General features: G+C 71.3%; 24 protein-coding genes. 4 read left to right on the top strand and 20 right to left on the bottom strand.

Annotated features, from left to right (window positions below):
- Positions 1-123 precede the first annotated feature (123 nt).
- The 14 genes from IE217_RS25165 to IE217_RS25100 all read right to left on the bottom strand — a co-directional run bounded on the left by IE217_RS25165 (position 124) and on the right by IE217_RS25100 (position 12,064).
- Entirely contained in the window at positions 124-765 is a 642-nt protein-coding gene (locus IE217_RS25165) for an OmpA family protein (RefSeq protein ID WP_190180225.1), read from the bottom strand.
- A 10-nt stretch (positions 766-775) separates the two neighbouring features.
- Positions 776-1,357 (bottom strand): hypothetical protein, encoded by a 582-nt coding sequence (locus IE217_RS25160; RefSeq protein ID WP_190180224.1) that lies wholly within the window; start codon positions 1,355-1,357, stop codon positions 776-778.
- A gap of 31 nt (positions 1,358-1,388) precedes the next feature.
- A complete protein-coding gene (locus IE217_RS25155) occupies positions 1,389-1,991 on the bottom strand; it encodes a pilus assembly protein TadG-related protein (RefSeq protein WP_190180223.1) in 603 nt (200 codons plus the stop codon).
- A complete protein-coding gene (locus tag IE217_RS25150) occupies positions 1,988-2,221 on the bottom strand; it encodes a Flp family type IVb pilin (RefSeq protein WP_190180222.1) in 234 nt (77 codons plus the stop codon). The genes IE217_RS25155 and IE217_RS25150 overlap by 4 nt, the downstream gene beginning before the upstream one ends.
- A gap of 148 nt (positions 2,222-2,369) precedes the next feature.
- Positions 2,370-3,284 (bottom strand): response regulator transcription factor, encoded by a 915-nt coding sequence (locus IE217_RS25145; RefSeq protein ID WP_190180221.1) that lies wholly within the window; start codon positions 3,282-3,284, stop codon positions 2,370-2,372.
- A gap of 53 nt (positions 3,285-3,337) precedes the next feature.
- The gene (locus IE217_RS25140) at positions 3,338-4,996 is read right to left on the bottom strand and encodes a sensor histidine kinase (protein ID WP_229865592.1); all 1,659 of its coding nucleotides are present in this window, start codon (positions 4,994-4,996) and stop codon (positions 3,338-3,340) included.
- 13 nt (positions 4,997-5,009) lie between these two features.
- Entirely contained in the window at positions 5,010-5,897 is an 888-nt protein-coding gene (locus IE217_RS25135; protein ID WP_190180220.1) for a DUF5936 domain-containing protein, read from the bottom strand.
- A gap of 34 nt (positions 5,898-5,931) precedes the next feature.
- A complete protein-coding gene (locus IE217_RS25130) occupies positions 5,932-6,873 on the bottom strand; it encodes a type II secretion system F family protein (RefSeq protein ID WP_190180219.1) in 942 nt (313 codons plus the stop codon).
- A gap of 35 nt (positions 6,874-6,908) precedes the next feature.
- Entirely contained in the window at positions 6,909-8,246 is a 1,338-nt protein-coding gene (locus tag IE217_RS25125; RefSeq protein WP_190180218.1) for a TadA family conjugal transfer-associated ATPase, read from the bottom strand.
- A gap of 23 nt (positions 8,247-8,269) precedes the next feature.
- Positions 8,270-8,656, bottom strand: coding sequence for a TadE/TadG family type IV pilus assembly protein (locus tag IE217_RS25120; RefSeq protein ID WP_229865609.1), 387 nt, complete (start codon positions 8,654-8,656; stop codon positions 8,270-8,272).
- Between the two features lie 82 nt (positions 8,657-8,738).
- Complete coding sequence (locus tag IE217_RS25115; RefSeq protein WP_190180216.1) at positions 8,739-9,185, bottom strand: TadE/TadG family type IV pilus assembly protein; 447 nt, start codon at positions 9,183-9,185, stop codon at positions 8,739-8,741.
- A complete protein-coding gene (locus IE217_RS25110) occupies positions 9,182-10,444 on the bottom strand; it encodes a CpaE/TadZ family protein (RefSeq protein WP_190180215.1) in 1,263 nt (420 codons plus the stop codon). The genes IE217_RS25115 and IE217_RS25110 overlap by 4 nt, the downstream gene beginning before the upstream one ends.
- Positions 10,445-10,456: 12 nt before the next feature.
- The gene (gene cpaB / locus IE217_RS25105) at positions 10,457-11,164 is read right to left on the bottom strand and encodes a Flp pilus assembly protein CpaB (protein WP_190180214.1); all 708 of its coding nucleotides are present in this window, start codon (positions 11,162-11,164) and stop codon (positions 10,457-10,459) included.
- A gap of 87 nt (positions 11,165-11,251) precedes the next feature.
- Positions 11,252-12,064: a hypothetical protein gene (locus tag IE217_RS25100; RefSeq protein ID WP_190180300.1), complete on the bottom strand. Its 813-nt coding sequence runs from the start codon at positions 12,062-12,064 to the stop codon at positions 11,252-11,254.
- Between the two features lie 431 nt (positions 12,065-12,495).
- On the opposite strand from IE217_RS25100, the gene IE217_RS25095 reads away from it, so the two are divergent.
- Together IE217_RS25095 and IE217_RS25090 are read left to right on the top strand one after the other, a co-directional pair.
- On the top strand, positions 12,496-14,220 hold the full coding sequence (locus tag IE217_RS25095; protein WP_190180213.1) for a chitinase: 1,725 nt from the start codon (positions 12,496-12,498) through the stop codon (positions 14,218-14,220).
- A 478-nt stretch (positions 14,221-14,698) separates the two neighbouring features.
- On the top strand, positions 14,699-14,917 hold the full coding sequence (locus tag IE217_RS25090; protein WP_190180212.1) for a hypothetical protein: 219 nt from the start codon (positions 14,699-14,701) through the stop codon (positions 14,915-14,917).
- 83 nt (positions 14,918-15,000) lie between these two features.
- On the opposite strand, the gene IE217_RS25085 is transcribed toward IE217_RS25090, so the two are convergent.
- The 5 genes from IE217_RS25085 to IE217_RS25065 form a co-directional block, all read right to left on the bottom strand.
- On the bottom strand, positions 15,001-15,567 hold the full coding sequence (locus tag IE217_RS25085; RefSeq protein ID WP_190180211.1) for a hypothetical protein: 567 nt from the start codon (positions 15,565-15,567) through the stop codon (positions 15,001-15,003).
- Positions 15,568-15,667: 100 nt separating this feature from the next.
- Positions 15,668-17,143: a GntP family permease gene (locus IE217_RS25080; RefSeq protein WP_190180210.1), complete on the bottom strand. Its 1,476-nt coding sequence runs from the start codon at positions 17,141-17,143 to the stop codon at positions 15,668-15,670.
- Positions 17,144-17,263: 120 nt separating this feature from the next.
- Positions 17,264-17,701: a RidA family protein gene (locus tag IE217_RS25075; RefSeq protein WP_190180209.1), complete on the bottom strand. Its 438-nt coding sequence runs from the start codon at positions 17,699-17,701 to the stop codon at positions 17,264-17,266.
- Positions 17,702-17,732: 31 nt separating this feature from the next.
- A complete protein-coding gene (locus IE217_RS25070; protein WP_190180208.1) occupies positions 17,733-18,491 on the bottom strand; it encodes an IclR family transcriptional regulator in 759 nt (252 codons plus the stop codon).
- Positions 18,488-19,546, bottom strand: a complete 1,059-nt coding sequence (locus IE217_RS25065; protein ID WP_190180207.1) for a sugar kinase — start codon at positions 19,544-19,546, stop codon at positions 18,488-18,490. The genes IE217_RS25070 and IE217_RS25065 overlap by 4 nt, the downstream gene beginning before the upstream one ends.
- Positions 19,547-19,706: 160 nt before the next feature.
- Here IE217_RS25065 and IE217_RS25060 point away from each other — a divergent pair, with 160 nt between their 5' ends.
- Complete coding sequence (locus IE217_RS25060; RefSeq protein ID WP_190180206.1) at positions 19,707-20,972, top strand: amino acid deaminase; 1,266 nt, start codon at positions 19,707-19,709, stop codon at positions 20,970-20,972.
- A 17-nt stretch (positions 20,973-20,989) separates the two neighbouring features.
- The gene (locus IE217_RS25055) at positions 20,990-22,624 is read left to right on the top strand and encodes an N-acyl-D-amino-acid deacylase family protein (protein ID WP_190180299.1); all 1,635 of its coding nucleotides are present in this window, start codon (positions 20,990-20,992) and stop codon (positions 22,622-22,624) included.
- Between the two features lie 89 nt (positions 22,625-22,713).
- Here IE217_RS25055 and IE217_RS25050 read toward each other — a convergent pair whose 3' ends face one another.
- A complete protein-coding gene (locus tag IE217_RS25050) occupies positions 22,714-23,610 on the bottom strand; it encodes a S1 family peptidase (protein ID WP_190180205.1) in 897 nt (298 codons plus the stop codon).
- Positions 23,611-23,666: the final 56 nt, after the last annotated feature.

Here is a 23,666-nt window from a genome sequence, read left to right as displayed (position 1 = left end):
TCAAGGCCGCCGCGGTCGAGCGGCGATCCACACAGATGACACAGATGCATCAGCCCCGTCGGCCGGGGCGAGGGCTGCCTCTGTCGGTGGCAGGCCTCGCCCCTCTCGACCGAGGTGCTGTGGTCAGCTCTGGGTGCGGGGGAAGGTGACCTCGACCCTGCGGTTCTTCTTGCGGCCGTCCTCCGTGGAGTTGTCCGCGATGGGGTACTGCTCGGCGTAGCCGCGTACGTCGAAGGTGACGTTGGGGTCGTTCAGCTCCTGGGAGAGCACGTCCTGAACGGCGTTGGCCCGCTGCTTGGAGAGGGCCACGCCGTGTTCGTGGGTGCCCAGGTTGTCGGTGAAGCCGAAGACCCTGACCTGGGTCGCCTTCTGCTTCTTGATCTCCTGCGCGATCGCGTCGATACGGGACTTCGCGGCGTCGCTCAGCTTGGCGCTGTCCTTGGCGAACAGCACCTCGGCCTGGAGGGCGAACGTCACGTCCGTGTTGGTGTCCTCCCGGCGCTCCTCGCCGCCCTGGTCCTCGACCACCGACTTGATGTCCAGCACCTTGGGCGCGGCGAGCGTCGCCCCCTCGGGGAGTTTGAGGTCGGGGTCGTTCGGGTCGATCTTTACGGGGGCGGAGGCGGAGGGTTCGGTGCCCGGGGGCACGCTGGGGCTCGTGCCGTCCGCGTGGGCCGCCACTGCGCCGTAGAGGTTGGCGGTGACGAGGAGGGTCGCTGCCGCGAGGACCGCGGCCAGGCGCGGGTGGGTTCGGGTGTGCGTCATGGTGGCTGCCTCACCCGGAGATCTTGATGTCGCCGCTGGAGAAGGTCGGCAGTTGGATGGTGACCTCGGTCGTGCCGGCCGGCGGTGAGGGAAACTGCATGAAGACGGGGATGGTCTGGCCGGCGTCGATCGTCGTAAGGCCGATCGTCGTCAGTGGACGGCCGTCTGTGTCACGCAGCACGTAGTAGCGCTTCCTACCCTTGGAGTCCACGAGCGTGGCTCCGCCTAGCGAGGTGCCATGTTTCAGGATCTCCGTCTCGTCCCCGCGCAACTCGGACGGAATGACGAGTGACTTGGCCGCGTCGTTCTTGAAGGTCCCGTTCACTGTGACAAAGCCGCCGGCATCCCGATTGGCAGAGGTGATTTGGAGCAAAAGGCCATCCTGGCCCCTCAGCTCCGCCAACGGTGCCGGGGATGAACCCTCTTGCGTGTTTGGCTTGGATCCAGTGCCCGCCGACGCGGAGGCTGACGCATCCGGCTTTTTGTCGTCCCCACCACCACTCCCGCAGCTGGCCACCCCAACGGCCAGCCCGACCACCACGGTAAGCGCGACCAGCCCCCTGCGGGCCTTCGCAGTGAACCGAATGCTCATCGCTCTGCTTCCTTCATCACTCGTCGTTCGCTTATTGGTCAGCCAGATGGACGTCAAAGAGGTCCTGCGGCTTCGGCAGGTCCGTGAGGCGCTTCGGGTCGAGATCCCAGTACCTGTGCTTGCAATTGAGGCGTGGCAGGACATCCGTACCGGCGCCCGGCCCCAAGGGCTTGAACCAGCAGAGAGGCTTGATCACGGCAGTGGCGGACGCTTTCGAGTGCTTGGTGCTCGTGATCGGGACGACCGAATCGCCCATAGGCCTGTCCGTCTCCACTCGAACCGTGTAGGCCAGCAGGCCGCTCGGTCCGCAGTTGAGGACATGGGCCTCGTTCTGCCCAGCAAGCTCATTAGCTCGCGGACACGAGGACCGCAGCGCCTGCCCGTTGCCCTGCAAGATGTCCTGCCACTTGGTCGGATCGAGGACGTTCGTCGTCCACTCGTCCGCAAGCTGTTTCCGGGTGTCCTGAGCCGCAGCAAGTGCGGCAGCGTCAGCCGCCGTTTGGGCACCGCTTCGGTTCACCGTCGCCTGGCCGACCGCGAAGTACGCGAGGGCAAGAAAGAGCAGGCCCCCCACCACCGTGATGTAGATGGGGAAGGCCTGCCCGGCGTCGCCGTAGCGTCGCGGTTGCGTCAATTGCCAACCTTGCCGATGAGTCCGGTGATCTTGTTGAGGATCGTCGAGCCGATGCTCGTCCCCGTGATCGCCAGCACGATGGCCACGACCACCGCGATGATCCCCAGGTACTCGACCGCCGTCTGCCCCCTGTCGCCGGTGCGGCGCTGCATCGCCTCGACCGTGGTGTTCTTCCAGCCGTTCACGCGGACCTTGGTCGCTACCGCGGTCTTCAGCATCAGGTCGCTCATGGTGTTCCCCTCCGGGTCGAGTCTTCGTGCCGCTTGCGACACCGGAAAGGTAGGCGGGGACAGCCCCTTCGCCAGAGGGTCCCTGGGCCCAATCCCGGGCCCAAAGGGAGGCCCAGGGCCGCTTCGGTCGGCTCGTCCTCATCTCAGGTCACCTCAGCCCTCGTGCCGTGTCCGAAGGGGCCGTGCCCAGCCACTTCGCGGCCGCCTCGGAGCGGCTGGTGCTGTGGAGCTTGGCGAAGATGCGGTTGATGTGATTCTTCACCGTCTTCTCGCTGATGAAGCAGGTGGCGGCGATCTGCTGGTTGGTCATGCCGGACGCGATGAGGTCCATGATCTCCGCCTCCCTCACGCTGAGTTGGAACCTCGACCTGTCTACGGCGGCCGGACGGCCACCTGTCCATCCAGACGACGACTGTCCCACATCCGGTTGCACTTGCGAAAGGTTTTCTGCGTAAGCGTTCACCCGACTGGCCGTTGGCAGCCCACCTGCGTGTGCGTTTGCATTTCCCAGGTCGTCCGGCAGGCGGTCGACACCGCCCCTGGCCGCCTGCTGCGGCTGCGCCTGGCGCAGCTGTTCCAGCAGCGCGCCCGCCGCCGTGGGCGTGAAGTGGGCCCTGCCCTCCTTGATGTCCCGTACCGCCGCGACCAGTTGGTCGGCCGTGAACTCGCCGTGCACAAGATAGCCGCCCGCACCCCGGCGCAGCGCCTCCTGGACGATCTCCGACTCGCGGCTGTAGGTCAGCATCACCACCGGGCAGATCTGGACGAGGTACGGCAGCGCCGAGATGCCGTCCACGCCCGGCATGCGCACGTCCAGCAGGACCACGTCCGGGCGGTGCCGCTGGGCCGCCTCCCACGCCTCGCGGCCGTCCGAGGCCTCCGCGGCCACCTCGATGTCCGCGCGGCCGGAGAGCAGCGCCGTGAGGCCGGCGCGCACCACCGGGTTGTCGTCCGCCACGACCACGCGGAGCGGCGCGGGCGGGGGTGGCTGGGGGAAGTGCCCCAGGGGGCTCGGGGGTGGGGATTGCGGCAAGCCGGGATACGACGTCGGCTGGTCCGGCATCGGCGGCCTCCTCTCGGGTCTGGGTGCGGATCAGGGCAGCAGGAGTACGGACGTCAGGGTGTCGGTGTCGTCAGCGCCCCCAGCGGCAGTTCCAGGCGGACCTCCGTGCCCTTCGGGTGGGCGCCGCGGCCGATGCGGATGCGGGCGCCCACCGAGGCGGCGCGTTCCACCATGCCGACCAGGCCGAAGTGGCCCGTGCGGCGCAGTTGTTCCAGCGTCGTGCCGGGCGGCAGGCCCCGGCCGTCGTCGTACACGCTGATCCGCAGCAGGTCGCCGTGGACGCCCGCCCTCACGTCGACCTTGGTCGCCTCCGCGTGGCGGTGGGCGTTCTCCATCGCCTCCGACGCGATGGTGAGCAACTGGCGGGCCACCGCGGGCGGTATCGGCGGGACGCCGTGCTCGCCCGTGGGGCGGTACGTCGCCGGTACGCCCGTTCGGCCGCCGAAGTCGCGGGTGCGGGCGGCCAGTTCGACGAGTACGTCCGTGCCGTGGGCCGGGTCGTTCTCGCGGCGCAGGTCCGCCAGGAGTTCCCTCGCCTCCGCCGCCGCCCTGCGGGCCGAGCGGGCGACCAGTTCCGCCTGCTGCTTCACCAGGGCCGGGTCCATGCGGTCGGCGCCCGCCGAGCCCGCCAGGCCGTCCGCCGCGAGGGCCACGCCGTGCAGGGTCTTGGCCACCGAGTCGTGCATCTCTCGTGCCAGACGCGCGCGTTCGGCGCCGACCGCCTCCGTGACGGCGAGGCGGGCCTGGACCGTCGTCAGCGCCTGGGTCGCCTCGCCGAAGCGCAGGAGCAGGTTGCGCAGTGTGACGCCGGCCGCGCCCGCGATCACGCACAGGCCGGGGAAGAGGGTGGACTGGGCGAGGTTCGCGGACAGTTCCTTCGAGGCGGCGTAGACGACCAGCAGGATCAGCGACTGGAGGGAGGCGAAGAGAGCCGCGCCGCGCCAGCCGTAGACCAGGCCGGCCAGCAGGGGCGTGCACACGCAGACGTAGGCCAGCGTGCTGTCCGGGCCCGCCGCGATCAGCAGCAGGGCGCCGAAGAGGGTGTCCAGGGCCAGCAGGGTGGGGTGGCGCAGCAGGAGGGGGCCGAAGCGCTCCCAGTCGCGGAACAGGACGTAGGAGCCCATGAACGTGACGACCACCGCCGCGCTCACCAGGCGGGTGGCCAGGCCCGGCGCCGCGTTCACCAGGGCGGAGGGGGCGGACAGCGCGATCATCGCCAGGCGGAAGGCGAAGACGTAGCGGCACATCGCCTGGAGCGCGCTGATCTGGATGCGTTCGGAGGCGACCGTCTCGCCGCCGGGCGGGCGCGGGGCATCAGCGGCGCCGGGGGCCGTAGCCCCGACATGCGCGACCGGTTCGGCCAATCCAGCCGGTTCGGCCGGTTCCCCTGTGGAGCGCTCCACTTCGGCCCCTGCCGCGGGGCGCTCCACTTCGGCCCCTGCCGCCGGGCTCTCCTGCGCCGCCGGACCGCCCGAAGGCGTACGCCCCTGCCGCAGCACCGCCCCCAACGAGCCCCCGTCCTCCCGCGCCGGCTCCCAGCCCGGCGGCAGTGCCGGGGTCACCGACGTCACCGGGATGTCCGGCGCCCCGGTGCGGACGTGGGCCGGCAGGACCGTGCCGGCCGGCGGGGTCGTGATCTCCGGAGCCCTGGGGCGGCGGCGCAGCAGCCCCGTGCGTTCCGTGCGTTCCGTACGTTCTTCCGTGGTCGGCATCCGTCCCTCCCCCCTACTTCCCCGTCACCGAGCCGAAGTCCACGCCGGAGCCGAGGATCAGGCCCGCGCCGAGGAGGATCAGGGTGCCCGGGACCATGAACGTGGTGATCATCATGGTGGCCTTGGGGACCGCCCGGGCGGCCTTGCGGCGGGCGTTCTGGGCGTCGGTGCGGCGCATGTCCTTGGCCAGGGAGACCAGGGTGTCGACGATGGGCGCGCCCAGTTCCTCGCCCTGCTGGAGTGCGGTCACGAACATGGCGACCTGTTCGGAGTCGTTGCGCCGGCGCAGTTCCGCGAAGGCCTGGCGGCGGCTCATGCCGAGGTCCATCTGGCGCAGGGTGATGCGCAGTTCGTCCGCCCAGGGGCCCTCGTACTTCGTGGCCACCCGGTCCATGGCCTGGCGGAAGCCCAGGCCCGCGCTCACCACGACGGCGAGCACGTCGAGGAAGTCCGGCAGGGTCCGCTCGATCACCTCCCTGCGGATCCGGATCGCCGACCAGATGCCGACCTCGGTCCAGAAGGCGCCGAAGGCCAGCAGGATCAGCGCCACCACGTACTGGCCGCGCAGCAGGAAGACCAGGCAGCCCACGCCGCCGAGGAAGCCGTAGACCGCCCGCCGGGCCGCGTAGCGGTCGATGGTGAGGCCGCCGGGGTTGCCCGCCAGGTCGATCTTGCGGCGGTACTTGGCGACCAGCTTGGGGCCCATCAGCCGCAGCACGGCGGGGGCGTAGCGCATGCCGAGGCGGTCGACGACGGAGTCGACGGCGCCGGTGCGGGTGGAGCCGACCTCCAGGGCCAGTACGAGGTCGCTGGGCAGCCGGGCGTCCGCGCGGTACATGCGGATGCCGGCGAAGACCCCCCACACGCTCAGGCCCATCACCAGTGCGAGCAGCAGTGCCATTGCTTGTTCCCCTCCCTCCGTGAGTGGCCGGCGCTCAGACGTCGATGCGGGACATGCGGCGGATGAGGACGAAGCCGACGGCGTAGAGCGCGAAGGCGATGATCACCGCCGCCTGGCCGACCGGGGAGCCCGTCATACGGTCGAGCGCGCCCGCCTTCACCCCGTTCATCAGGAACAACGCGCCGACGCCGAGGACGGGGACCGCGTACGACGTCATGTTGACCTGGGAGAGCTGGGTGCGGATCTCGCGGCGGGTCTCCTTGCGTTCCTCCAGGGTCTCGGTGAGGTTGCGCAGGGCGCTGACCACCTGGCCGCCGGCCCGGTTGGACAGGACCAGGGTGGTGACCAGGACGACCAGTTCGCGCGAGGGCAGGCGGTCGGCGAGTTCGCCGAGCGCGTCGTCCATCGAGGCGCCGAGGGCGAGTTGGTGGGCGACCTTGCCCAGTTCCTCGCCCGCCGGGGCCTCCAGCTCCTCGGCCGCCATGCCGATCGCGGTGCGCAGGGCGAGGCCGGCCTGGGTGGCGTTGGCGAGGATGCGGGCCAGTTCGGGGAGTTGGTTGATGAACTTCTCGATGCGCTTCTGCCGCTGCCAGCTGAGGAACTGCATCGCCGCCCACACGCCGAGCAGTCCGGCGAGCGGGCCGAAGAAGGGCGCGAGGGCGGCCTGGCCGATCAGCCAGAGCGCGGCCACGGTGGCGAGCATGTAGACGAAGAACTCGCCGGGGGTGATGTCCAGGCCGGTCGCCGCGAGTTTCAGCTCCAGCTTGCGGCCGAGCTTGGTGCTGCGCAGGCGGCGGTCGAGGTTGCGGAAGCGGCGCCTGCGGCCCACCGTGATCTGCCCGGTCTGCGAGAGCCGGTCGACCAGGGCGGCCCGCTGGGCCCGGCCCGAGGAGTAGGCGTGCAGGCCCATGACGGCCAGGAGGCAGGTCAGCAGGGTGACGCCGGTGGTGAAGGTGACGAGGGTGCTCAGTTCCATGGGGACGCTTCTTCCTGCCTGTCTACCTGGCCTGTCTACCTGGCTTCCCGGGTGGCCAGCTGGTCTGCGGACTGGGCGACGCCGAAGGCCTGGGGGATGGGCTGGCTCGCCATGTAGAGGCGGTCGGCGGTGCGGCGGGGCAGCGGGTGGTACTCGAAGGCGCCGTAGATCCGGCCGTCGTGCGTCATCGGCAGCGCGGCGAAGCGGGCGACGGTCGCCAGCCGGTACGGCTCGCTGCCGTGGCTGTCGAGCACGGCGATCTCGGTGACCCGGCGGGCGCCGTCCGCGAAGCGGGTGAGCTGGACGATCACGTCGACGGCGCTGTTGATCTGGTCGTGCAGGGCGACGAAGGGCACCTCGACGTCGGACATGGAGGCCAGGGTCTGCAGGCGCATCAGCGCGTCCTCGGCGCTGTTGGCGTGCACGGTGGCGAGCGAGCCGTCGTGGCCGGTCGACATCGCCTGGAGCATGTCCAGTGACTCGCCGCCGCGGACCTCGCCGACGACGATGCGGTCGGGGCGCATGCGCAGCGAGTTGCGCACCAGGTCGCGGATGGTGATCTGGCCGCTGCCCTCCACGTTCGGCGGGCGGGACTCCAGGCGGATCACATGGCTCTGCTGGAGCTGGAGTTCGGCGGAGTCCTCGATGGTGATGATGCGCTCGCCCTCGGGGATCAGGCCGGACAGGGCGTTGAGCAGGGTCGTCTTTCCGGTTCCGGTGGCTCCCGAGACGATGATGTTGAACTTGGCCTGCACGAGACCGGCCAGCAGGAACAGCATGTGCTCGTCCAGCGAGCCGAAGCCGATCAGCTCCTGGAGGGTGAACGAGCGCGGGAAGCGGCGGATGGTGAGGGTGGGGCCGGTCAGGGAGAGCGGCGGGATGATCACGTTGACGCGCTCGCCCGAGGGCAGGCGGGCGTCGACCATCGGATTCGACTCGTCCACACGGCGGTTGACGGTCGAGACGATCCGCTCGATGGTCTGCATCAGCTGGTCGTTGGAGGCGAAGCGCAGCGGGAGCTGCTCGACCCGGCCGCCGCGCTCCACGAAGATCGCGTCGGGGCCGTTCACCATGATCTCGGTGATGGAGGCGTCCTCCAGGAGGGGTTCGAGGATGCCGAGGCCCAGCGCCTCGTCGACCACCCTGCGGATCAGCTGCGAGCGCTCCACGGTCGACAGGACCGGCCCCTCGCGGCTGATGATGTGCCCGAGCACCCGCTCGAGCCGCACCCTGCGCTCGGCCGCGGCCAGCGAGCTCATCTCCGCGAGGTCGATCTCCTCCAGCAGCTTGGCGCGGTAGGACGCGACGAGGTGGCCGTCCTCGCCCCGGCTGCCCTGCTCCTCGGGGGAGTTGATGCGTGCGCGGAGACTCATGGCTGCTTCCCTCGGCTCCTCGTTCAGTGGTCGAGCGGCATGGTGGCGGTCTTGTGGGCGTCCCCGATGGGATCCCAGAGCGGGATGATCGAGGGGATGTGGACGGTCGCGGTGACGGTGACCGTGTCGTTGCCCGGGGCCTGCGAACAGCTCGTACGGCCGCTCAGCGAGTCGGCGACCGCCTGCTGGCAGCCCTGCTGGGCGCTCATGCCGAGCGAGGCGGCGCGCGCTCCCGCACGGGCGGCGGTGCCCGCCTGCTGGGCGGCCCAGGCGACGAGGCCGATCTGGATGACCGCGACGGCGACCAGCATCAGGACCGGGATGAATCCGAGGTACTCGATGGCGACCTGGCCGCGGTCGCGGGCTCGGACGCGGGCATGGGCATGGGCTCGGCGGTGGCCGAATCCCAGGTCGCGGGCGCGGCGGTGGCCGAGGTGGCGGTCGGGGGCGCGGCGGCGTCCGGGCCGGCTGCTTCGCAGGACGTACGGCATCTCAGTCCTTCACCTCCTCGACGGCGCCGGCGTGGCCCGTCACCGGGATCGGGAAGCCGATCACGCCGGGGAGAAGGACCGGGACCTTCAGCTGGACCTCGGCCCGCAGGTAACCGGGCGCTCCGGGCGCGCAGTCGATGGTCGCGTCGCCCTGCCAGGCACTCGGCAGATCCTTCAGCCCCGCCCGCACGCACGCCCCCTGACGGTCCCCCGTGGCCGCCGTCCCCGCCCGTACGGCCTCGTCGGCAGCATTCCCCGCGAGCGTGTACGTGTACCCCAGCAGCACGCACTGCCACAGCAGCACCAGCGTGATGATGATCGTCGGCGCCATGCCGAGGAACTCGATGGCGACCTGGCCGTCGTCCGACCTGAGCCGCACCGGGCCGGCCTTGCGAACTCGCGCTCCGCTGACCGGCGTTGCGCCGGCTCCCGTCCCCCCGCCTCTCATCCCCCGGTCTCCCTTCTGCGCCCGAAGCGCACCGAGCCCCGGTCGCCGCCCCGCAGGCGGCCGCCGCTCCTGTGGGCGGCGGCGTCCGGCGTCCTGACGATGCCGAGTTCGCCCGCGAGGCCCCACAGGGCCTGCTTGACCGTGCTGCGGTTGTCCAGTTCGTGCACGCGGCCGGCGTCCACCGCGCCCTGGAGTTCCTTGAAGTTGGCGGGTACGGCCGTGCCCGCGACCGCCGTGCCGGTGATCTTCTGGATGAGCGGCGGCTGGATCTCCGTGGCGCGGGTGTGCCGGTTGACGACGATCGTCGTCTCCTCGGCCTTGCGGATCTGGAGCCGGTCCCACATCCGCACCGTGCGCTTGGCGGCGCGCACCGCGACCACGTCCGGGGTGGTCACCAGCAGAGCGGTGTCGGCCATCTCCACGGCCGCCGCGCTGGCCCCGCTCAGCTGGGCGCCGCAGTCCAGTACGACGACCTCGTAACGGGAGCGCAGGGCGCTGACGATCTGGCGGGCGGCGCGGTCGGTGACCTCCTCGCCGCGCTCGCCCTCGCCGGGGGCGAGGAGCAGGGCGACGCCGGTGTCGTGGCGGAAGACGGCGTCGGCCAGGACGCGCGGGGAGATGTCGGTGATGGCGGCGAGGTCGGCCACGGAGCGGCGGAACTGGACGTCGAGGTAGGAGGCGACGTCGCCGGTCTGGAGGTCCATGTCGACCAGGGCCGTGGCGTGGCCGGAGGCCTGCGCGGCCAGGGCGAGCTGGATGGCCGCGAGGGTGGCGCCCACGCCTCCCTTGGCGCCGCTCACGGTGACGACGCGACCGCCGGCCCCGGTGAACACGTCGCCGCCGTGGCCGAGATGGCGGCGTACGCCCACCGACCACTGGGCCACCGCCTGGACGCGGCTGACGAGTTCCTCGTAGCTGAGGGGCAGCGCGACCAGGCCGCGGGCGCCGGAGTCCATGGCGGCGGAGAACAGGCCGGGGCTGGCGTCGGAGCTGATGAGGATGACGCCGACCGCCGGGAAGCGCAGCGCGACCTCGCGGACCAACTCGAGGGCCGGGACGGGGCCGATCCGCTCGTGCACCAGCACGACCTCGGGCAGCTCGTCGACGGACTCGGCGGCCAGGCGCGCGAGGGTGTCGATGAGCTGGGTCGAGTCGGCGACCGGGCCGACGGGTTCGGCGTCGGGGAGCTGGCTGAGCAGCGTGGTGATGGAACGGACCGCGTCCGCGTCGCCGACTGCCGGGAGGATCCTGGTGGGCATGCGCGCGGCCTCTCACTTGTCGTTCGCGAGTTCGTAGGTGCGGTCCTTGGCCGGGACGCTGGTGTCGCTGCCGGGCGCGACCAGGGCGAGCCGGACCCGCTGGGCGAACGACTCGGCGTACGTGATGCGCTGGGCGTCGATGGTGGACAGCGCGAAGGTGATGGGGACCGCCTCGGTGGGCTGCTGGTTCCTGTTGTCGGCGTTGGGGTCCAGTGCGGTGATCCGGCCCACGTCGAGCACCCTGGCGTTGGTGACGATGATCTTCGACTGGGCGGGGTCGCCCTGGCGCTGGCCGGCGAAGGTGGCGTACACGTTGACCGTGGAGCCCGGGGTGATCTTGCCGGCCACGCCGGTCGCCGCGTCGATCATGATGGCGACCTCCTGCTGGCCCGGCTGGAGGGCGGGCTGGTTGACGATCATGTCGCTCTGGAGCAGGGAGCCGGCGCGCAGGGTGGTGACCGCGATCTTGCCCTGGATCTGCGCGAGGTCGGTGACGGCGTTGTCGGACAGCCACCGCTTGGGCATCTTGATCTTCTCGAACTGGCTCGTGTTCAGCGTCGTGTAGGGCTGCACGTTGGTCCGCAGCCGGTAGGCCGTCACCTCGGGCCCGACCTTGGACTTGACGTCGCTGATGACGGAGAGCACGCCCGCGAACGCGCCCAGGGCGCAGATGACGGACAGAATCAGGAGTATCACGCCGCGGCGCTGACGGGAGTTCATGAACCGTACAACCTCGTTGGGGATATCGGTCGAGCGGGATCGAATGGCCTGAGCGGTGGTGGCGGTACGGGACCGTCCGGCCGGGGACTACCCGGTCGGGGTGTGGCTCTCGTGCTGCACGGGCGGGGTGGCGGAGCAGAAGACGCAGCGGTCGCCGATGACGTCGATGCCGCACCAGTGGCAGACGCTCTGGCGGACCGAGGTCACCAGCTGGTAGAGGACCGACAGGTCGGGCAGGTAGGTGCAGAACTCGACGAGCTTTCCCGTCCCCCACCACTGCGCGGACTCGGCGGGGAGCGGGGCCTCGCGCAGCCCCTGCACGTTCCAGGCGGGGGCGAGGGTGGTGGCGGCCCAGTCGGACTGGAGCTGGCCCTTGGCGACGAGCATCCAGGTGCCGAACTCGGGCCCGGCGAGGCTGGCTTCGGGTCCGATGCGGACGAGCTGGGGTTCGGGGTGGGCGACCACGCCGAACTGGCTGCCGGGCACCCAGGACTTGGCGTGCGCCTTGAGTCCCACGGGGACGCGGTCGAGGCGGGTGACGGAGCCGAGGACGGCGCCGGCGTGGATGTAGTGCGTGAGGAGGCGGCCGGCCGAGGCGAGCACGCCGGGGCTGAGGTCGCAGGAGGCCAGCTGCCTCAACTGGCGGGCCAGGACGGCCAGTCCGAGCGGGGGCAGGGCCGGCCGGAAGAGGGCTATACGGTCGCTCTCCAGCAGCGAGCGCACGGTGTGCAGCCGCCTCTCGACCCCGCTGGGAGCCGCGTGCGAGCACACGACGATCACGTGTCCGTGCTGGTCGATCAGCGTCTGCACGGCGTCCAGCGACCGCTCCAGCGGCTGTCGGTCCAGGTCGCGCAGGACGACGGCCGGCAAGGTCCGCTCGTCGTGCGCGGGCAGCGCCATGTCGGCGCTGGTCACAGCAATGGCAGTTGACACGCGCAGCTCCCCGTTTCACGCCGTTCGGCCCGCCGTCGTTCCTCCGGCACGCCGAGTTGACTTCACTGCGTGACTACCTCAGCACTGTATCCACGCCTCTGTGACCGGAGAACAGCGATTCTGTAGCTGAGTGGCAACTGCCTGTCGCAAGTCACGGCAAAACGGGACGGGTTGAGCAGGCCCGTCCGGCCGGCCGGACCCGGAAGCGTGGATTCGGCGCCGCCCGTTGACCGGCGAAGTTGGTCTGGACCTCTTGACAAGTCAATTGGTCTGGACCAACTTGTTACGCCTGACGGTGGCCACCGTCCCGGCAGTCGCTCTCCAGACCGACCGCACGTCGATCCCCCTGAATCAACCCACGAGTTGCTCCCCTCCCCTCTCCCCCACCGGAGGCCCCAGTGGACCGCGTATCAGGCATACCCAGACCCGGACGGCTGCGGCCGCTGCGCATCTGGTCGGGAGCCGTCACCGCGGCACTCGCCCTGTCCTTCGCCGGCACGGGCCAGGCGTCGGCGGCGGACGTCAACAACGCCAAGAACGCCGGTTTCGAGGCCGGTCTGGGCAGTTGGACCTGTTCGGCGGGCAGCGGTACGACCGTCTCCTCGCCCGTGCACAGCGGTTCGGCCGCGCTGAAGGCCACGCCGGCCGGGCAGGACAACGCCCAGTGCACCCAGTCGGTGGCGGTCAAACCCAACTCGACGTACACGCTGACCGCGTGGGTCCAGGGCGGCTACACCTACCTGGGCGCGACGGGCACGGGCACGACGGACGTGTCCACGTGGACGCCGGACAGCCCGGGCTGGAAGCAGCTGTCGACGACGTTCACCACGGGCTCGTCCACCACGTCCGTCACGGTCTACCTGCACGGCTGGTACGGCCAGGCCGCGTACTACGCCGACGACGTCTCCGTCTACGGCCCCGACGGGGGCGGCGGCGGTGACCCGGCCCCCACCGTCCCGGCGGCCCCGACCGGCCTGTCGGCCACGGGCACGACGTCGTCCTCGGTGTCCCTGGCCTGGAACACGGTGTCCAACGCGACCGGCTACAACGTCTACCGGGACGGCACCAAGGTGACGTCGGTGACCGGCACCTCGGCGACGGTGACCGGGCTGGCGGCCTCCACCTCGTACGCCTTCCAGGTCACGGCGGTGAACGCGGCGGGCGAGTCGGTGAAGTCGGCGACGGTGACGGCCACGACCGCCGGGACCGGCGGTGGTGGCGGCGGCTCCGGTTCGGGCCTGCCCAAGCACGCGGTGACGGGCTACTGGCAGAACTTCAACAACGGCGCGACCGTCCAGAAGATCTCCGACGTCCCCTCCCAGTACGACATCATCGCGGTGGCCTTCGCGGACGCCACGACCACTCCGGGCGCGGTGACCTTCAACCTCGACTCGGCGGGCCTCGGCGGCTACACCGCCGACCAGTTCAAGGCGGACATCAGGGCCAAGCAGGCGGCCGGCAAGAAGGTCGTCGTCTCGGTCGGCGGCCAGAACGGCACGGTCTCGGTCAGCGACCCGACCTCGGCGGCGAACTTCGCCGACTCGGTCTACTCGCTGATGCAGACGTACGGCTTCGACGGCGTCGACATCGACCTGGAGAACGGCATCAACGCGACGTACATGTCGCAGGCGCTGCGGGCCCTCTCGCAGAAGGCCGGCCCGTCGCTGATCATCACGATGGCCCCGCAGACCATCGACATGCAGTCCACGTCCGCGGGCTACTTCCAGACGGCCCTGAACATCAAGGACATCCTCACGGTCGTCAACACCCAGTACTACAACAGCGGTTCCATGCTGGGCTGCGACGGCAAGGTGTACTCGCAGGGCTCGGTGGACTTCCTGACGGCCCTGGCCTGCATCCAGCTGGAGGGCGGCCTCTCCCCGTCCCAGGTGGGCCTCGGCGTCCCCGCCTCCCCGAGCGGCGCCGGCAGCGGCTACGTCTCGCCGACGGTGGTGAACAACGCCCTCGACTGCCTCACCAAGCTGACCGGCTGCGGCTCGTTCAAGCCGTCCAAGACCTACCAGGACCTGCGCGGCGCGATGACCTGGTCGACCAACTGGGACGCGGCGGCGGGCAACGCCTGGTCCAACACGGTGGGACCCCACGTCCACGCCCTCCCGTAACCAGCATGTGAACGCAAGACCAGTGCGGCGCCCGCCGACCGGGCGCCGCACTGCTTGCAGGGGACTACGGCGGCGTCCGCTGGATCTACGCCCTCTCCGACGAGGCCGCGCTCGCCCGGTTCGCGCTCGCGAGGGCCGGCGCTTCGCGCGAGTGGCCGTATCGCAGGGTCCTCGGCGCACGGCTCCTCGACGCCGCCGCACCCGCCGCGGGCGTGCCGTGCGGGGTGGCGCTGGACGTGGGGAGCGAAGGCGACGGAGTGGACGACTAGGACGAGTGGGGCCGGCTGACCGGCCACCGGACCGGGATGACGGCCTTACCTACGGGGACTACGAGCGAGCCATCAGGCTGTTGAACCCGGGCAAGAACCTCGTCACCACCAATGGCGGCTACTCAGGCGCCCTTTGGTGATTGCGTAACTGAGGGGATCTAACGTGTCGACTCGAAGTACGCGAGCAATGCGTACCCTCAGCCGCTTTGGTGAGCTCGCATGGTTCTCGCTCCCGGCAGAAGTTCACCCTGTTCACGGATACCTGCAGATTCCGTACATGGGATGGCGAATCTCACGGGCTCACCAATCCCGCGTTCGCAGACGTGGTCGACTCTCTCAATACTCAGGATCAGGATTTCTGCCGCGATGCCCTGGCGGATTTTGAAGCCATCATCCAGCACCTGCAGCAGATTCCGATCCCAGGGTGAGAACCCCTCGTGCACTCACAGGCTCGGAACGGTCTCATACGCCGGGCGGGGCCGGAGGCGCCCCGCGGAGCGCCCCGCGTCCGTCAGTCCTCGTCCTTGGCCGGTTCGGCTGTGGATTCCTCGAAGTAGGCGTCCAGTACCGCGTCCAGTTCCGATTCCCAGGTGGGGAAGGCGGACCTGGAGGTGGCCTCGATCTCGATGGGGTACCAGCGGCGGTCGGGGGTGTGGACGGTGACCGTGAAGCGCTTGCCGAAGCGGGGGGTCTCCGTCTCGACGGCGCCGATCTCGTCCCAGCGGAACTCGCACTCCTGGTCGTCCAGGCTCAGGCGTACGCCCTTGTGGTCGGCGACGATGCGGGCGCGGCGGTCGGCGGCCTCGAAGACGGGTCCCTCGGAGGCCTCCGGGGCCGGCTCGTCGCCCTCGGCGGAGGCCTCGGTCGGTTCCGCGGGGGCGGTCCGCTCGGCCGGGGCTCCCGGCTCGTCCCGCGTCGCCGCGTCCGCCGGTGTCTCCGCGTCCGCGGGCGCCGCCTCGTCCTCCCGTTCCGCCGGTGCCGGCGTCGTGAGGCCCGGGATGAAGGCCGGGTCGAATCCGGCGCCCTTGACGGGGTCGCTCTTCAGGGGCTGGCTGCTCGGTCCTATGCGCTGCTCCACAGCGGGCAGTATGGTCGACGATCCTGTGCCGCACACAGCCAGCCCCCGCATCGTTATCAGAGCCCTACACCAAATCGGGGGCCCTGCGCGGAAATCGCTCCTATACGAACACGCTCACCGCCGCCGCCACGGCGAACCCGCCCACCGACAGCACGCTCTCCAGCACGGTCCAGGTGCGCAGGGTGTCGCGTTCGCTGATGCCGAAGTACTTGGCCACCATCCAGAAGCCGCCGTCGTTGACGTGCGAGGCGAAGATCGACCCGGCCGAGATCGCCATGATGACGAGGGCGACGAAGGCCTGGGAGTGGTGGCCCTCGGACAGCAGCGGGGCCACGATGCCGGCGGTCGTCACGATCGCCACCGTCGCCGAGCCCTGGGCCACGCGCAGCACCAGCGAGATGAGGTACGCCAGCACGATCACCGGCAGGCCCACGCCGTTGAAGGTGTCCGACAGCGCCTGCGCGACCCCGCTCGCCTTGAGGACCGCGCCGAAGACCCCGCCCGCGCCGACCACCAGCAGGATGTTGCCCACCGGCTTCAGCGAGGCCGTCGAGACGGTCTCCAGGGACTTGCGGGACCAGCCTCGGCGGATGCCGAGGAAGTAGTACGCGAGCACCAGGGCGATCGTGAGGGCCACGAAGGGGTGGCCGAAGAACTCGATCACCGAGCGGCCCGTGGAGGGGTCCAGCGCGATGGAGGAGAAGGTCGCGGCCAGGATGAGGACCAGCGGGGTGCCGATGATGCCGAGGACGGTGCCGAGCGGGACCGGCTTCTCCTGCGGCCTTGCGCCGGAGGCGAGTTGCTCGCGCAGGACCGCCTGCCTGGCCTCGGCCGTCGCCTCCACCATGTCCTGCGGGACCTCGACGAAGATCCGCGCGCCGACCCAGGCCGAGTACGCCCACGCAGCGAGCACCGCCGGGATGCCGCAGACGACGCCCATCAGGATGATCCAGCCGAGCTGGACGTGCAGCAGGCCGGCCGCGGCCACCGGGCCGGGGTGCGGCGGCAGGAAGGCGTGGGTCATCGACAGGCCGGCGAGCAGGGGCAGGCAGTACAGCAGGATGGACCTGCCGCCGCGCTTGGCGGCCGCGTAGACGAGGGGCGCGAGGACGAAGATGCCCACGTCGAAGAAGACCGGGATGCCGAAGATCAGGCCGGTCAGGCCCATGGCCAGGGGCGCCCGCCGTTCGCCGAACAGGCCGAGCAGCCGGGAGGCGAGCACTTCCGCGCCGCCGCTGACCTCGAGGATCGCGCCGAGCATCGTGCCCAGGCCGATGATGATGGCGACGTGTCCGAGGATGCCGCCCATGCCGGACTCGATGGTGGAGACGGCGTCCGAGCGCTGGACCGTGCCGAAGAGTTCGGTGACCGACAGGCCGGCCAGCAGGCCGACGGCTATGGAGACGGCGAGCAGCGCCACGAACGGCTGGAGTCTCGCCTTCATGATCAGGAACAGCAGCAGGGCGATGCCCAAGGCGGCGACCAGGAGCAGGCCGGTGGTGCCGCCGACGAGGAGGAGCAGGCCTCCGGTGTGCGGGGGCGCGGGCGGGGCGGTGGCGGCGAGCGAGAAGGACATACGGGGGGCCTCGGGTTAAGTACATGGAGCTTTCGGGCAGGGGGGATCGCGGCACGGCGCCCAGGGGGTTGCGGGCGCCGTGCCGTGACGGACTTACGGGTGAAGTGAGTTGACGGGCAGTCAGTCGAGTACGGCGAGCGCGTCGACCTCGATGAGGAGCCCCGCGGGCAGGCCGACGTAGACCGTCGTGCGCGCGGCGGGCGGCTGGGTGAGGCCCTGCTCCTCGAAGTAGGTGTTGTAGAGGTCGTTCATCTCGGCGAAGTGCGCCGTGTCGGTGAGGTAGACGCGGATCATCATCACGTCGTCCCAGCTCGCGCCGCCCTCCTCCAGGATCGCCTTGACGTTGGCGAGGGTCTGGAGGGTCTGTTCGCGCAGGGTGGGGCCGGCGGGCGTGGGGGGCTTGCCCTCCTCGGCGGGCAGGAAGCCGACCTGGCCGGCGACCTGGAGGATGTTGCCCTTGCGCACCCCGTGGGAGAACTTCGCGGGCGGGGTGGTGTGCGTGCTGGGGGTGAGCGCGGTCTTCGCGGTCCGTGCGGTCTTGTCGGTGCTGTCCGTCATGCGGGGTTCCTGTCCGGGGTGGTCGCGGGTGTCACTGGGCGGTCACGGGGTTTCTGCCGGAGTACTCGCCGCTGATGGTGTCCGCGGTGCGGCGGACCAGCGGGAGCAGGGTGAGGAGTTCGTCGGCGGAGACGACGACGTTCGGCGCGGAGACCGACATCGCGGCCACCACCCGGCCGTCCGCGCCGCGGATCGGCGCGGCGACGCAGTTGATGGACTCCTCGTGGCCGCCGAGGTCGGTGGCCCAGCCCTGTTCGCGCACCTTCTCCAGCTCGGTGAGGAAGGCGGGCGCGTTGGGGGTCGAACGGGGCGTGTACGCCGGGTAGTCGAGCTTCTCCGCGACCGCGCGCCGCTCGGCCTCGGGCAGGTCGGCGAGGAGCAGTTTGGCCACGGCGGCCACGGTGATGGCGACCGGCTTGCCGATCCGCGAGTACATGCGCACCGGATAGCGGCTGTCCACCTTGTCGATGTAGAGGACCTCGCCCTCCTCGTACACGGCGAGGTGCACGGTGTGGCCGCAGCTGTCGTTGAGCCGGGTCAGGTGCGGGTGGGCGATCTCGCGGATGTCGAGGTTCTCCATGGCCTCCTGGGCGAGGGCGAAGAGGCGGGCGCCGAGGCGGTAGCGCTGGTCGGACTGGCGGTAGACCAGGCCGTGTTCGTGCAGGGTGCGCAGCAGGCGCAGGGCGGTGGACTTGTGGACGCCGAGGCGGTCGGCGACCTGCCCGAGGTCGGCGGGTCCCTCGGCGAGCAGCGGCAGGATGCTCAGCGCGCGGTCGACGGTCTGGCTCATGGCGTACGTACCTCCTCCTCGGCGCCCTCGGCGGTGCGCGTCCAGCCGGGGCCGAGTCGAAGTCTCCCCCACGCGGCCTCGTCCAGGGCGGCCAGCCGGTCGGCGTGGTGGCGGGCCGGGGGTACGGCGAGGTCGCCGGGGACGGTGAGGGCGGCGGCGGCCATGAGGTGGCCGTGCCGCAGGCGGTCGCGTACGGGCAGGCCGCGCAGGGTGGCGGAGAGGAACCCCGCGGCGAAGGCGTCGCCGGCGCCGATCGGGGAGACGACGGCGACGTGGAGGGCGGGGACGAAGGTGCGGCCGCCGGGGTGGAAGGCGACGGCTCCCCGGCCGCCCTGTTTGACCACCAGGACGGTCGGCTGCGGCAGGAGTTCCCGGATGGCGTCCGGGCCGCCGGTGACGCCCCAGGCCTCGGCGGCCTCGTCCTCCCCGACGAGCACCAGGTCGGCGCGGCGCGCGGGTGCGAGCAGCGCCCGGCCGGCGTCCGCCGCCTCGCGCCAGAGTCCCGGCCGGTGGTTGACGTCGAAGGAGACGAGCGGGCGGCCGGGGCGGGGCGCGGTGAGCTCGCGGGTCAGTTCCAGGCAGCCGGCGGAGAGCGCGGCGGTGATGCCGGACAGGTGCAGCACGCGGCCCGCGCGCACCGCCGCGAGGTCCAGGTTGTCCGCCGTCATGGCGGAGGCCGCCGAGCCGGCCCGGTAGTAGGCGACCTCGTGGGCGTCGGTGGCGCGGTCGCCGGCCGTGCGGAAGTAGACGCCGGTCGGGCGGGCGGCATCGCGCCGTACGTGGGAGACGTCGACGCCGTACGAGCCGATCGCCTCGACGAGGTGGTCGCCGAAGCCGTCCGCGCCGACCCGGCTCACCCAGCGCGCGGAGTGCCCGGCGGCGGCGAGGACGCAGGCGACGTTGGACTCGGCGCCGCCGATGGCCCGCTCGAAGGACGGCACGTCGGCGAGGCGGCCGGGCCGGGTGGGCAGGAAGGTGACCATGGACTCGCCGAGGGCGACGACGTCCACGACGGGTATGTCGCCGGGGGCGGGGGTGCGTCCGGGTGCGGTCACGATGGTGGTGGCTCCTCGTCGGTCGCGCGGGTACCGGCGCCGGTCGTCCGTCCCGGCTCGCGGCTTTCGTTGACCCGCGTCGGCCGAGATGTTAGACAGCGGTGAGCGACATACGCAATGAGTGTTGCAGTACACGCAACGTAGCTGATCAGGAGGTCGCATGAGCATCGAGGCGCTCGCCCGACTGGACGAGGAACGCGTCGACCACCGCTTCAAGGGCCTCCCGCCGGACGCGGACGGGCTGACCGTGGGCGAGCTGGCCGCCCAGCGCCGCGACCTGTTCACCGGCGGCTTCACCACGCCCGTCCTGGCGCTGTCCGCCGAGCGCCTGGAGCACAACCTGGGACTGATGGAGACGTACGCGGCCCGGCACGGCCTCGCCTTCGCCCCGCACGGCAAGACCTCCATGGCGCCGCGGCTGTTCCAGCGGCAGATCGAGCACGGCGCGTGGGGCATCACGCTCGCGGTGCCGCACCAGGTGCGGGTGGCGGTCGCCTTCGGCGTGCGCCGGGTGTTCCTGGCCAACGAGCTGGTGGACCCGGCCGCCCTGCGCTGGGTCGCGGCCCGGCTAGCCGCCGATCCGTCCTTCCGCCTGGTCACCTACGTCGACTCCGTGCGCGGGGTGGAGCTGATGGACGCGGCCCTGGCCGGCGGCGACCGCCCGGTGGACGTGGTCGTGGAGCTGGCGGCGGGCGAGGGCGCGCGGACCGGGGTGCGCTCGGAGGCGGAGTGCGCGGCGGTCGCCGACGCGGTCGCGGCCACCCGCACGCTGCGGCTGGTCGGGGTCGCGGGCTACGAGGGCGAGGTGCCGAGCGCGGACCCGGAGCGGGTGCGGGCCTGGCTGCGCCGGCTGGTCGCGCTGGCCGTGGACTTCGACAAGGCCGGGCGGTTCGCCGGGGTGGAGGAGATCGTCGTCAGCGCGGGCGGCAGCGCCTGGTTCGACGCGGTGGCCCAGGTGTTCGGGGAGATCCCCGAACTGTCCGCGCCGGTGCTGAAGTTGCTGCGCTCGGGGGCGTACGTCTCGCACGACGACGGGCACTACCGCAGGCTCACCCCGTTCAACCGGGTGCCGGAGGAGGGCGCGCTGGAGCCCGCGTTCCGGCTGTGGACGCAGGTCGTCTCCCGCCCCTCCGCCGAGCAGGCCTTCGTCAACGCGGGCAAGCGGGACGCGGCCTACGACCTCGATCTGCCGGTGGCCCAGGTGGTGCGCCGGGACGGCGCCGAGCGCCCGGCCACCGGCATCGAGGTCACGGGCCTGTCCGACCAGCACGCCTGGCTGCGCACCGGGCCCGGCGCGGACCTTCGGGTGGGCGACTGGGTCGGCCTCGGGCTGTCCCACCCGTGCACGTCGTTCGACAAGTGGCCGCTGATCCCGGTGGCGCGGGCCGACGGCACGGTCGTCGAGTACATCCGTACGTTCTTCTAGGAGGGCACGTGCACGGCATGGATCCGGTGGACTTCACCGGCCTCCCCGATCTCGCCATCCGGGACGCCGACGTCGTGGACGGCACGGGCGAGCCCTCGTACCGCGCCGATGTGGTGGTCAAGGACGGCAGGATCGTCTCCATCGTCAAGGAGGCCGCCCTGGCCGGCTGCCAGCGGCCGCGGGCCGTACGGGAGCTGGACGCCGGGGGCCTGGTCCTGGCCCCCGGCTTCATCGACATGCACGCCCACAGCGACCTCGCCCTCCTGCGCGACCCGGACCACAGCGCCAAGGCGGCGCAGGGCGTCACGCTCGAGGTGATCGGGCAGGACGGGCTGTCGTACGCCCCGGTCGACGACCGCACGCTGGAGGAGGTGCGCCGCGCTGTCACCGGCTGGAACGGGTACGGCGACGACGCCGACTTCACCTGGCGGTCCGTGGGCGAGTACCTGGACCGGCTGGACGAGGGCATCGCGGTCAACGCGGCGTACCTCGTCCCGCAGGGCACGGTCCGCATGCTGGCGGTCGGCTGGGAGGACCGGGAGGCGACGCCGGAGGAACTGGACCGGATGCGGCGGCTGGTCGCCGAGGGCATGGAGCAGGGCGCCGTCGGCATGTCCTCCGGGCTCACCTACACCCCCGGCATGTACGCCACCGGCTCCGAACTCACCGAGCTGTGCCGGGTGGTGGCCTCCTACGGCGGCTACTACTGCCCCCACCATCGCAGTTACGGCGCGGGCGCCCTGGAGGCGTACGAGGAGATGGTGAACCTGGCCCGGGAGGCGGGCTGCCCGCTGCACCTGGCCCACGCGACCATGAACTTCGGCGTGAACAAGGGCCGCGCGCCTGAGTTGCTGGCCCTGCTCGACGACGCCCTCGCGGCCGGCGCCGACATCACGCTGGACACCTACCCCTACACCCCCGGCGCCACCACGCTGGCGGCGCTGCTGCCGGGCTGGGCGGGCGAGGGCGGGCCGGCCGAGGTGCTCGCGCGGCTCGCCGACGAGACGACGGCGGAGCGGATCCGGTACGAGATGGAGGTCACCGGCTCCGACGGCTGCCACGGCGTGCCCGTCGAGTGGGACACCGTGGAGGTCTCGGGCGTCACCGACCCGGAGCTCGCCCCCTACGTCGGCCGGACCGTGCGGGAGTCGGCCGTGCTGCGCGGCGAGACGCCGTGGACCGTCGCCCGGCGCCTGCTGCGGGAGGACCGGCTGGGCTCGTCCATCCTCCAGCACGTGGGGCACGAGGAGAACGTGCGCGCGATCATGCGGCACCGCGTGCACACCGGCGGTTCGGACGGCATCCTCCAGGGCGACAAGCCGCACCCTCGGGCGTACGGGACCTTCCCGCACTACCTCGGCCACTACGTACGGGAGTTGGGGGTGCTGTCGCTGGAGGAGTGCGTGGCGCACCTGACCGGCAGGCCGGCGGCGCGGCTGCGGCTGCCGGACCGCGGCCTGGTGCGCGAGGGCCACCGCGCCGACCTGGTGCTCTTCGACCCGGCCACGGTCGCGGCGGGCGCCACCTTCGAGCGGCCGCGCACGCCGCCCACGGGCATCCCGTACGTCCTGATCGACGGCAGGTTCGTGATCGAGGACGGCCGCAGGACGGACGTGCTCGCGGGGCGGGCGGTGCGCAGGACTCCCCTGTGACCGCACCGCCCCGCGAGGGCCCCGCGAGAGGTGGCCCGAGGCCGTGGTCTACGGCTGCGATCTACGGCTGTGGCTCCACGGCTGTGGCTCTACGGCTTGGGCAGGACGCAGCCGCTCGCATTCAGATCGAGCTTGTTGCCCGCGCCGAAGCAGGCGGGGATCTGGTAGATCTCCTCGGCGTAGTTGATGCCCTGGCGGACGGTGACGTTGCCGCTCGCGTCCACCTCGCAGGGGTTGTTCACGGTGCAGCGCTCGCCGTCCTCGTTGCCGGTGTTGTTGACGGCGACGACCTTGCCGGTGGCGGTGTCCACGACCGGCGAGCCGGAGGTGCCGCCGATGGTGTCGCAGGCGGAGGTGTAGCGGACGGAGTCCTTCCAGGTCCAGTCGCCCTCCTTGAGGCGGTAGACGAAGCCGTCGATGTTGCAGCTGTAGATGCGCTTCCAGTAGCCGGAGACGACCTTGATGGCGGTGCCGGCGACCGGGTGGGTGTCGCTCACGGTCAGCGCGCTGATGCCGTAGGAGCTTCTGATCTGGGCGTACGTGCGGGTGAGCTGGTAGATCGTCACGTCCGTGTCGGTCATGGTCGAGTAGGCGACCTTGCTCGCGCGGAGCGTGGCGACGCGGCTGCCGGAGGAGTTGAGCAGGCCGAAGGAGCGGCTGGACGCCTGGTCGACGACGACCTCGCCGGGGGCCGGGAAGCCGGTCTCCAGGCAGTGGCCGTTGGTGAGCACGAGCGCCGGGTCGGTGTCCGCTGAGCTGGGGAACCGGATGACCGAGCCGGAGCAGTTGCTGAGCGAGACGGTGCCGGCGAAGTCGACGGCCTTGAGCGCGGGGGCCGCGCCCGTGGTGCGGCCGGCCGTCCGGGCCGTGGCCGTTCCGGTCGCCTTGGCGTCCGTGGCCCGTTCCGCGGTGGCGGCGGCCGCGGGTGCCATGCCCGCCCCGGTGATCACCAGGGTGGCGAGCGCGGCGAGGAGAGGCTTGTTCATGTGGGGGTCCCCTCTGCAGAAGTGAGCGACCGGAGATCTTCCGGTCGCCTGCCTTC

The sequence above is a fragment of the Streptomyces naganishii JCM 4654 genome, assembly GCF_014650575.1.
In the GTDB taxonomy this organism is placed as follows: Bacteria; Actinomycetota; Actinomycetes; order Streptomycetales; family Streptomycetaceae; genus Streptomyces; species Streptomyces naganishii.
The sequence above is the reverse complement of the archived record's forward strand: the minus strand, read 5'-3'. Positions and strand labels throughout refer to the sequence as shown.

Bases quoted from the DNA above. Each gene is read 5' to 3' on its own strand.
- IE217_RS25165 (WP_190180225.1), bottom strand. From the start codon at position 765: ATGACGCACACCCGAACCCACCCGCGCCTGGCCGCGGTCCTCGCGGCA.
- IE217_RS25160 (WP_190180224.1), bottom strand. From the start codon at position 1,357: ATGAGCATTCGGTTCACTGCGAAGGCCCGCAGGGGGCTGGTCGCGCTT.
- IE217_RS25150 (WP_190180222.1), bottom strand. From the start codon at position 2,221: ATGAGCGACCTGATGCTGAAGACCGCGGTAGCGACCAAGGTCCGCGTG.
- IE217_RS25145 (WP_190180221.1), bottom strand. From the start codon at position 3,284: ATGCCGGACCAGCCGACGTCGTATCCCGGCTTGCCGCAATCCCCACCC.
- IE217_RS25140 (WP_229865592.1), bottom strand. From the start codon at position 4,996: ATGCCGACCACGGAAGAACGTACGGAACGCACGGAACGCACGGGGCTG.
- IE217_RS25135 (WP_190180220.1), bottom strand. From the start codon at position 5,897: ATGGCACTGCTGCTCGCACTGGTGATGGGCCTGAGCGTGTGGGGGGTC.
- IE217_RS25130 (WP_190180219.1), bottom strand. From the start codon at position 6,873: ATGGAACTGAGCACCCTCGTCACCTTCACCACCGGCGTCACCCTGCTG.
- IE217_RS25125 (WP_190180218.1), bottom strand. From the start codon at position 8,246: ATGAGTCTCCGCGCACGCATCAACTCCCCCGAGGAGCAGGGCAGCCGG.
- IE217_RS25115 (WP_190180216.1), bottom strand. From the start codon at position 9,185: ATGAGAGGCGGGGGGACGGGAGCCGGCGCAACGCCGGTCAGCGGAGCG.
- IE217_RS25110 (WP_190180215.1), bottom strand. From the start codon at position 10,444: ATGCCCACCAGGATCCTCCCGGCAGTCGGCGACGCGGACGCGGTCCGT.
- cpaB (WP_190180214.1), bottom strand. From the start codon at position 11,164: ATGAACTCCCGTCAGCGCCGCGGCGTGATACTCCTGATTCTGTCCGTC.
- IE217_RS25100 (WP_190180300.1), bottom strand. From the start codon at position 12,064: ATGGCGCTGCCCGCGCACGACGAGCGGACCTTGCCGGCCGTCGTCCTG.
- IE217_RS25080 (WP_190180210.1), bottom strand. From the start codon at position 17,143: ATGTCCTTCTCGCTCGCCGCCACCGCCCCGCCCGCGCCCCCGCACACC.
- IE217_RS25075 (WP_190180209.1), bottom strand. From the start codon at position 17,701: ATGACGGACAGCACCGACAAGACCGCACGGACCGCGAAGACCGCGCTC.
- IE217_RS25070 (WP_190180208.1), bottom strand. From the start codon at position 18,491: ATGAGCCAGACCGTCGACCGCGCGCTGAGCATCCTGCCGCTGCTCGCC.
- IE217_RS25060 (WP_190180206.1), top strand. From the start codon at position 19,707: ATGAGCATCGAGGCGCTCGCCCGACTGGACGAGGAACGCGTCGACCAC.
- IE217_RS25055 (WP_190180299.1), top strand. From the start codon at position 20,990: ATGGATCCGGTGGACTTCACCGGCCTCCCCGATCTCGCCATCCGGGAC.
- IE217_RS25050 (WP_190180205.1), bottom strand. From the start codon at position 23,610: ATGAACAAGCCTCTCCTCGCCGCGCTCGCCACCCTGGTGATCACCGGG.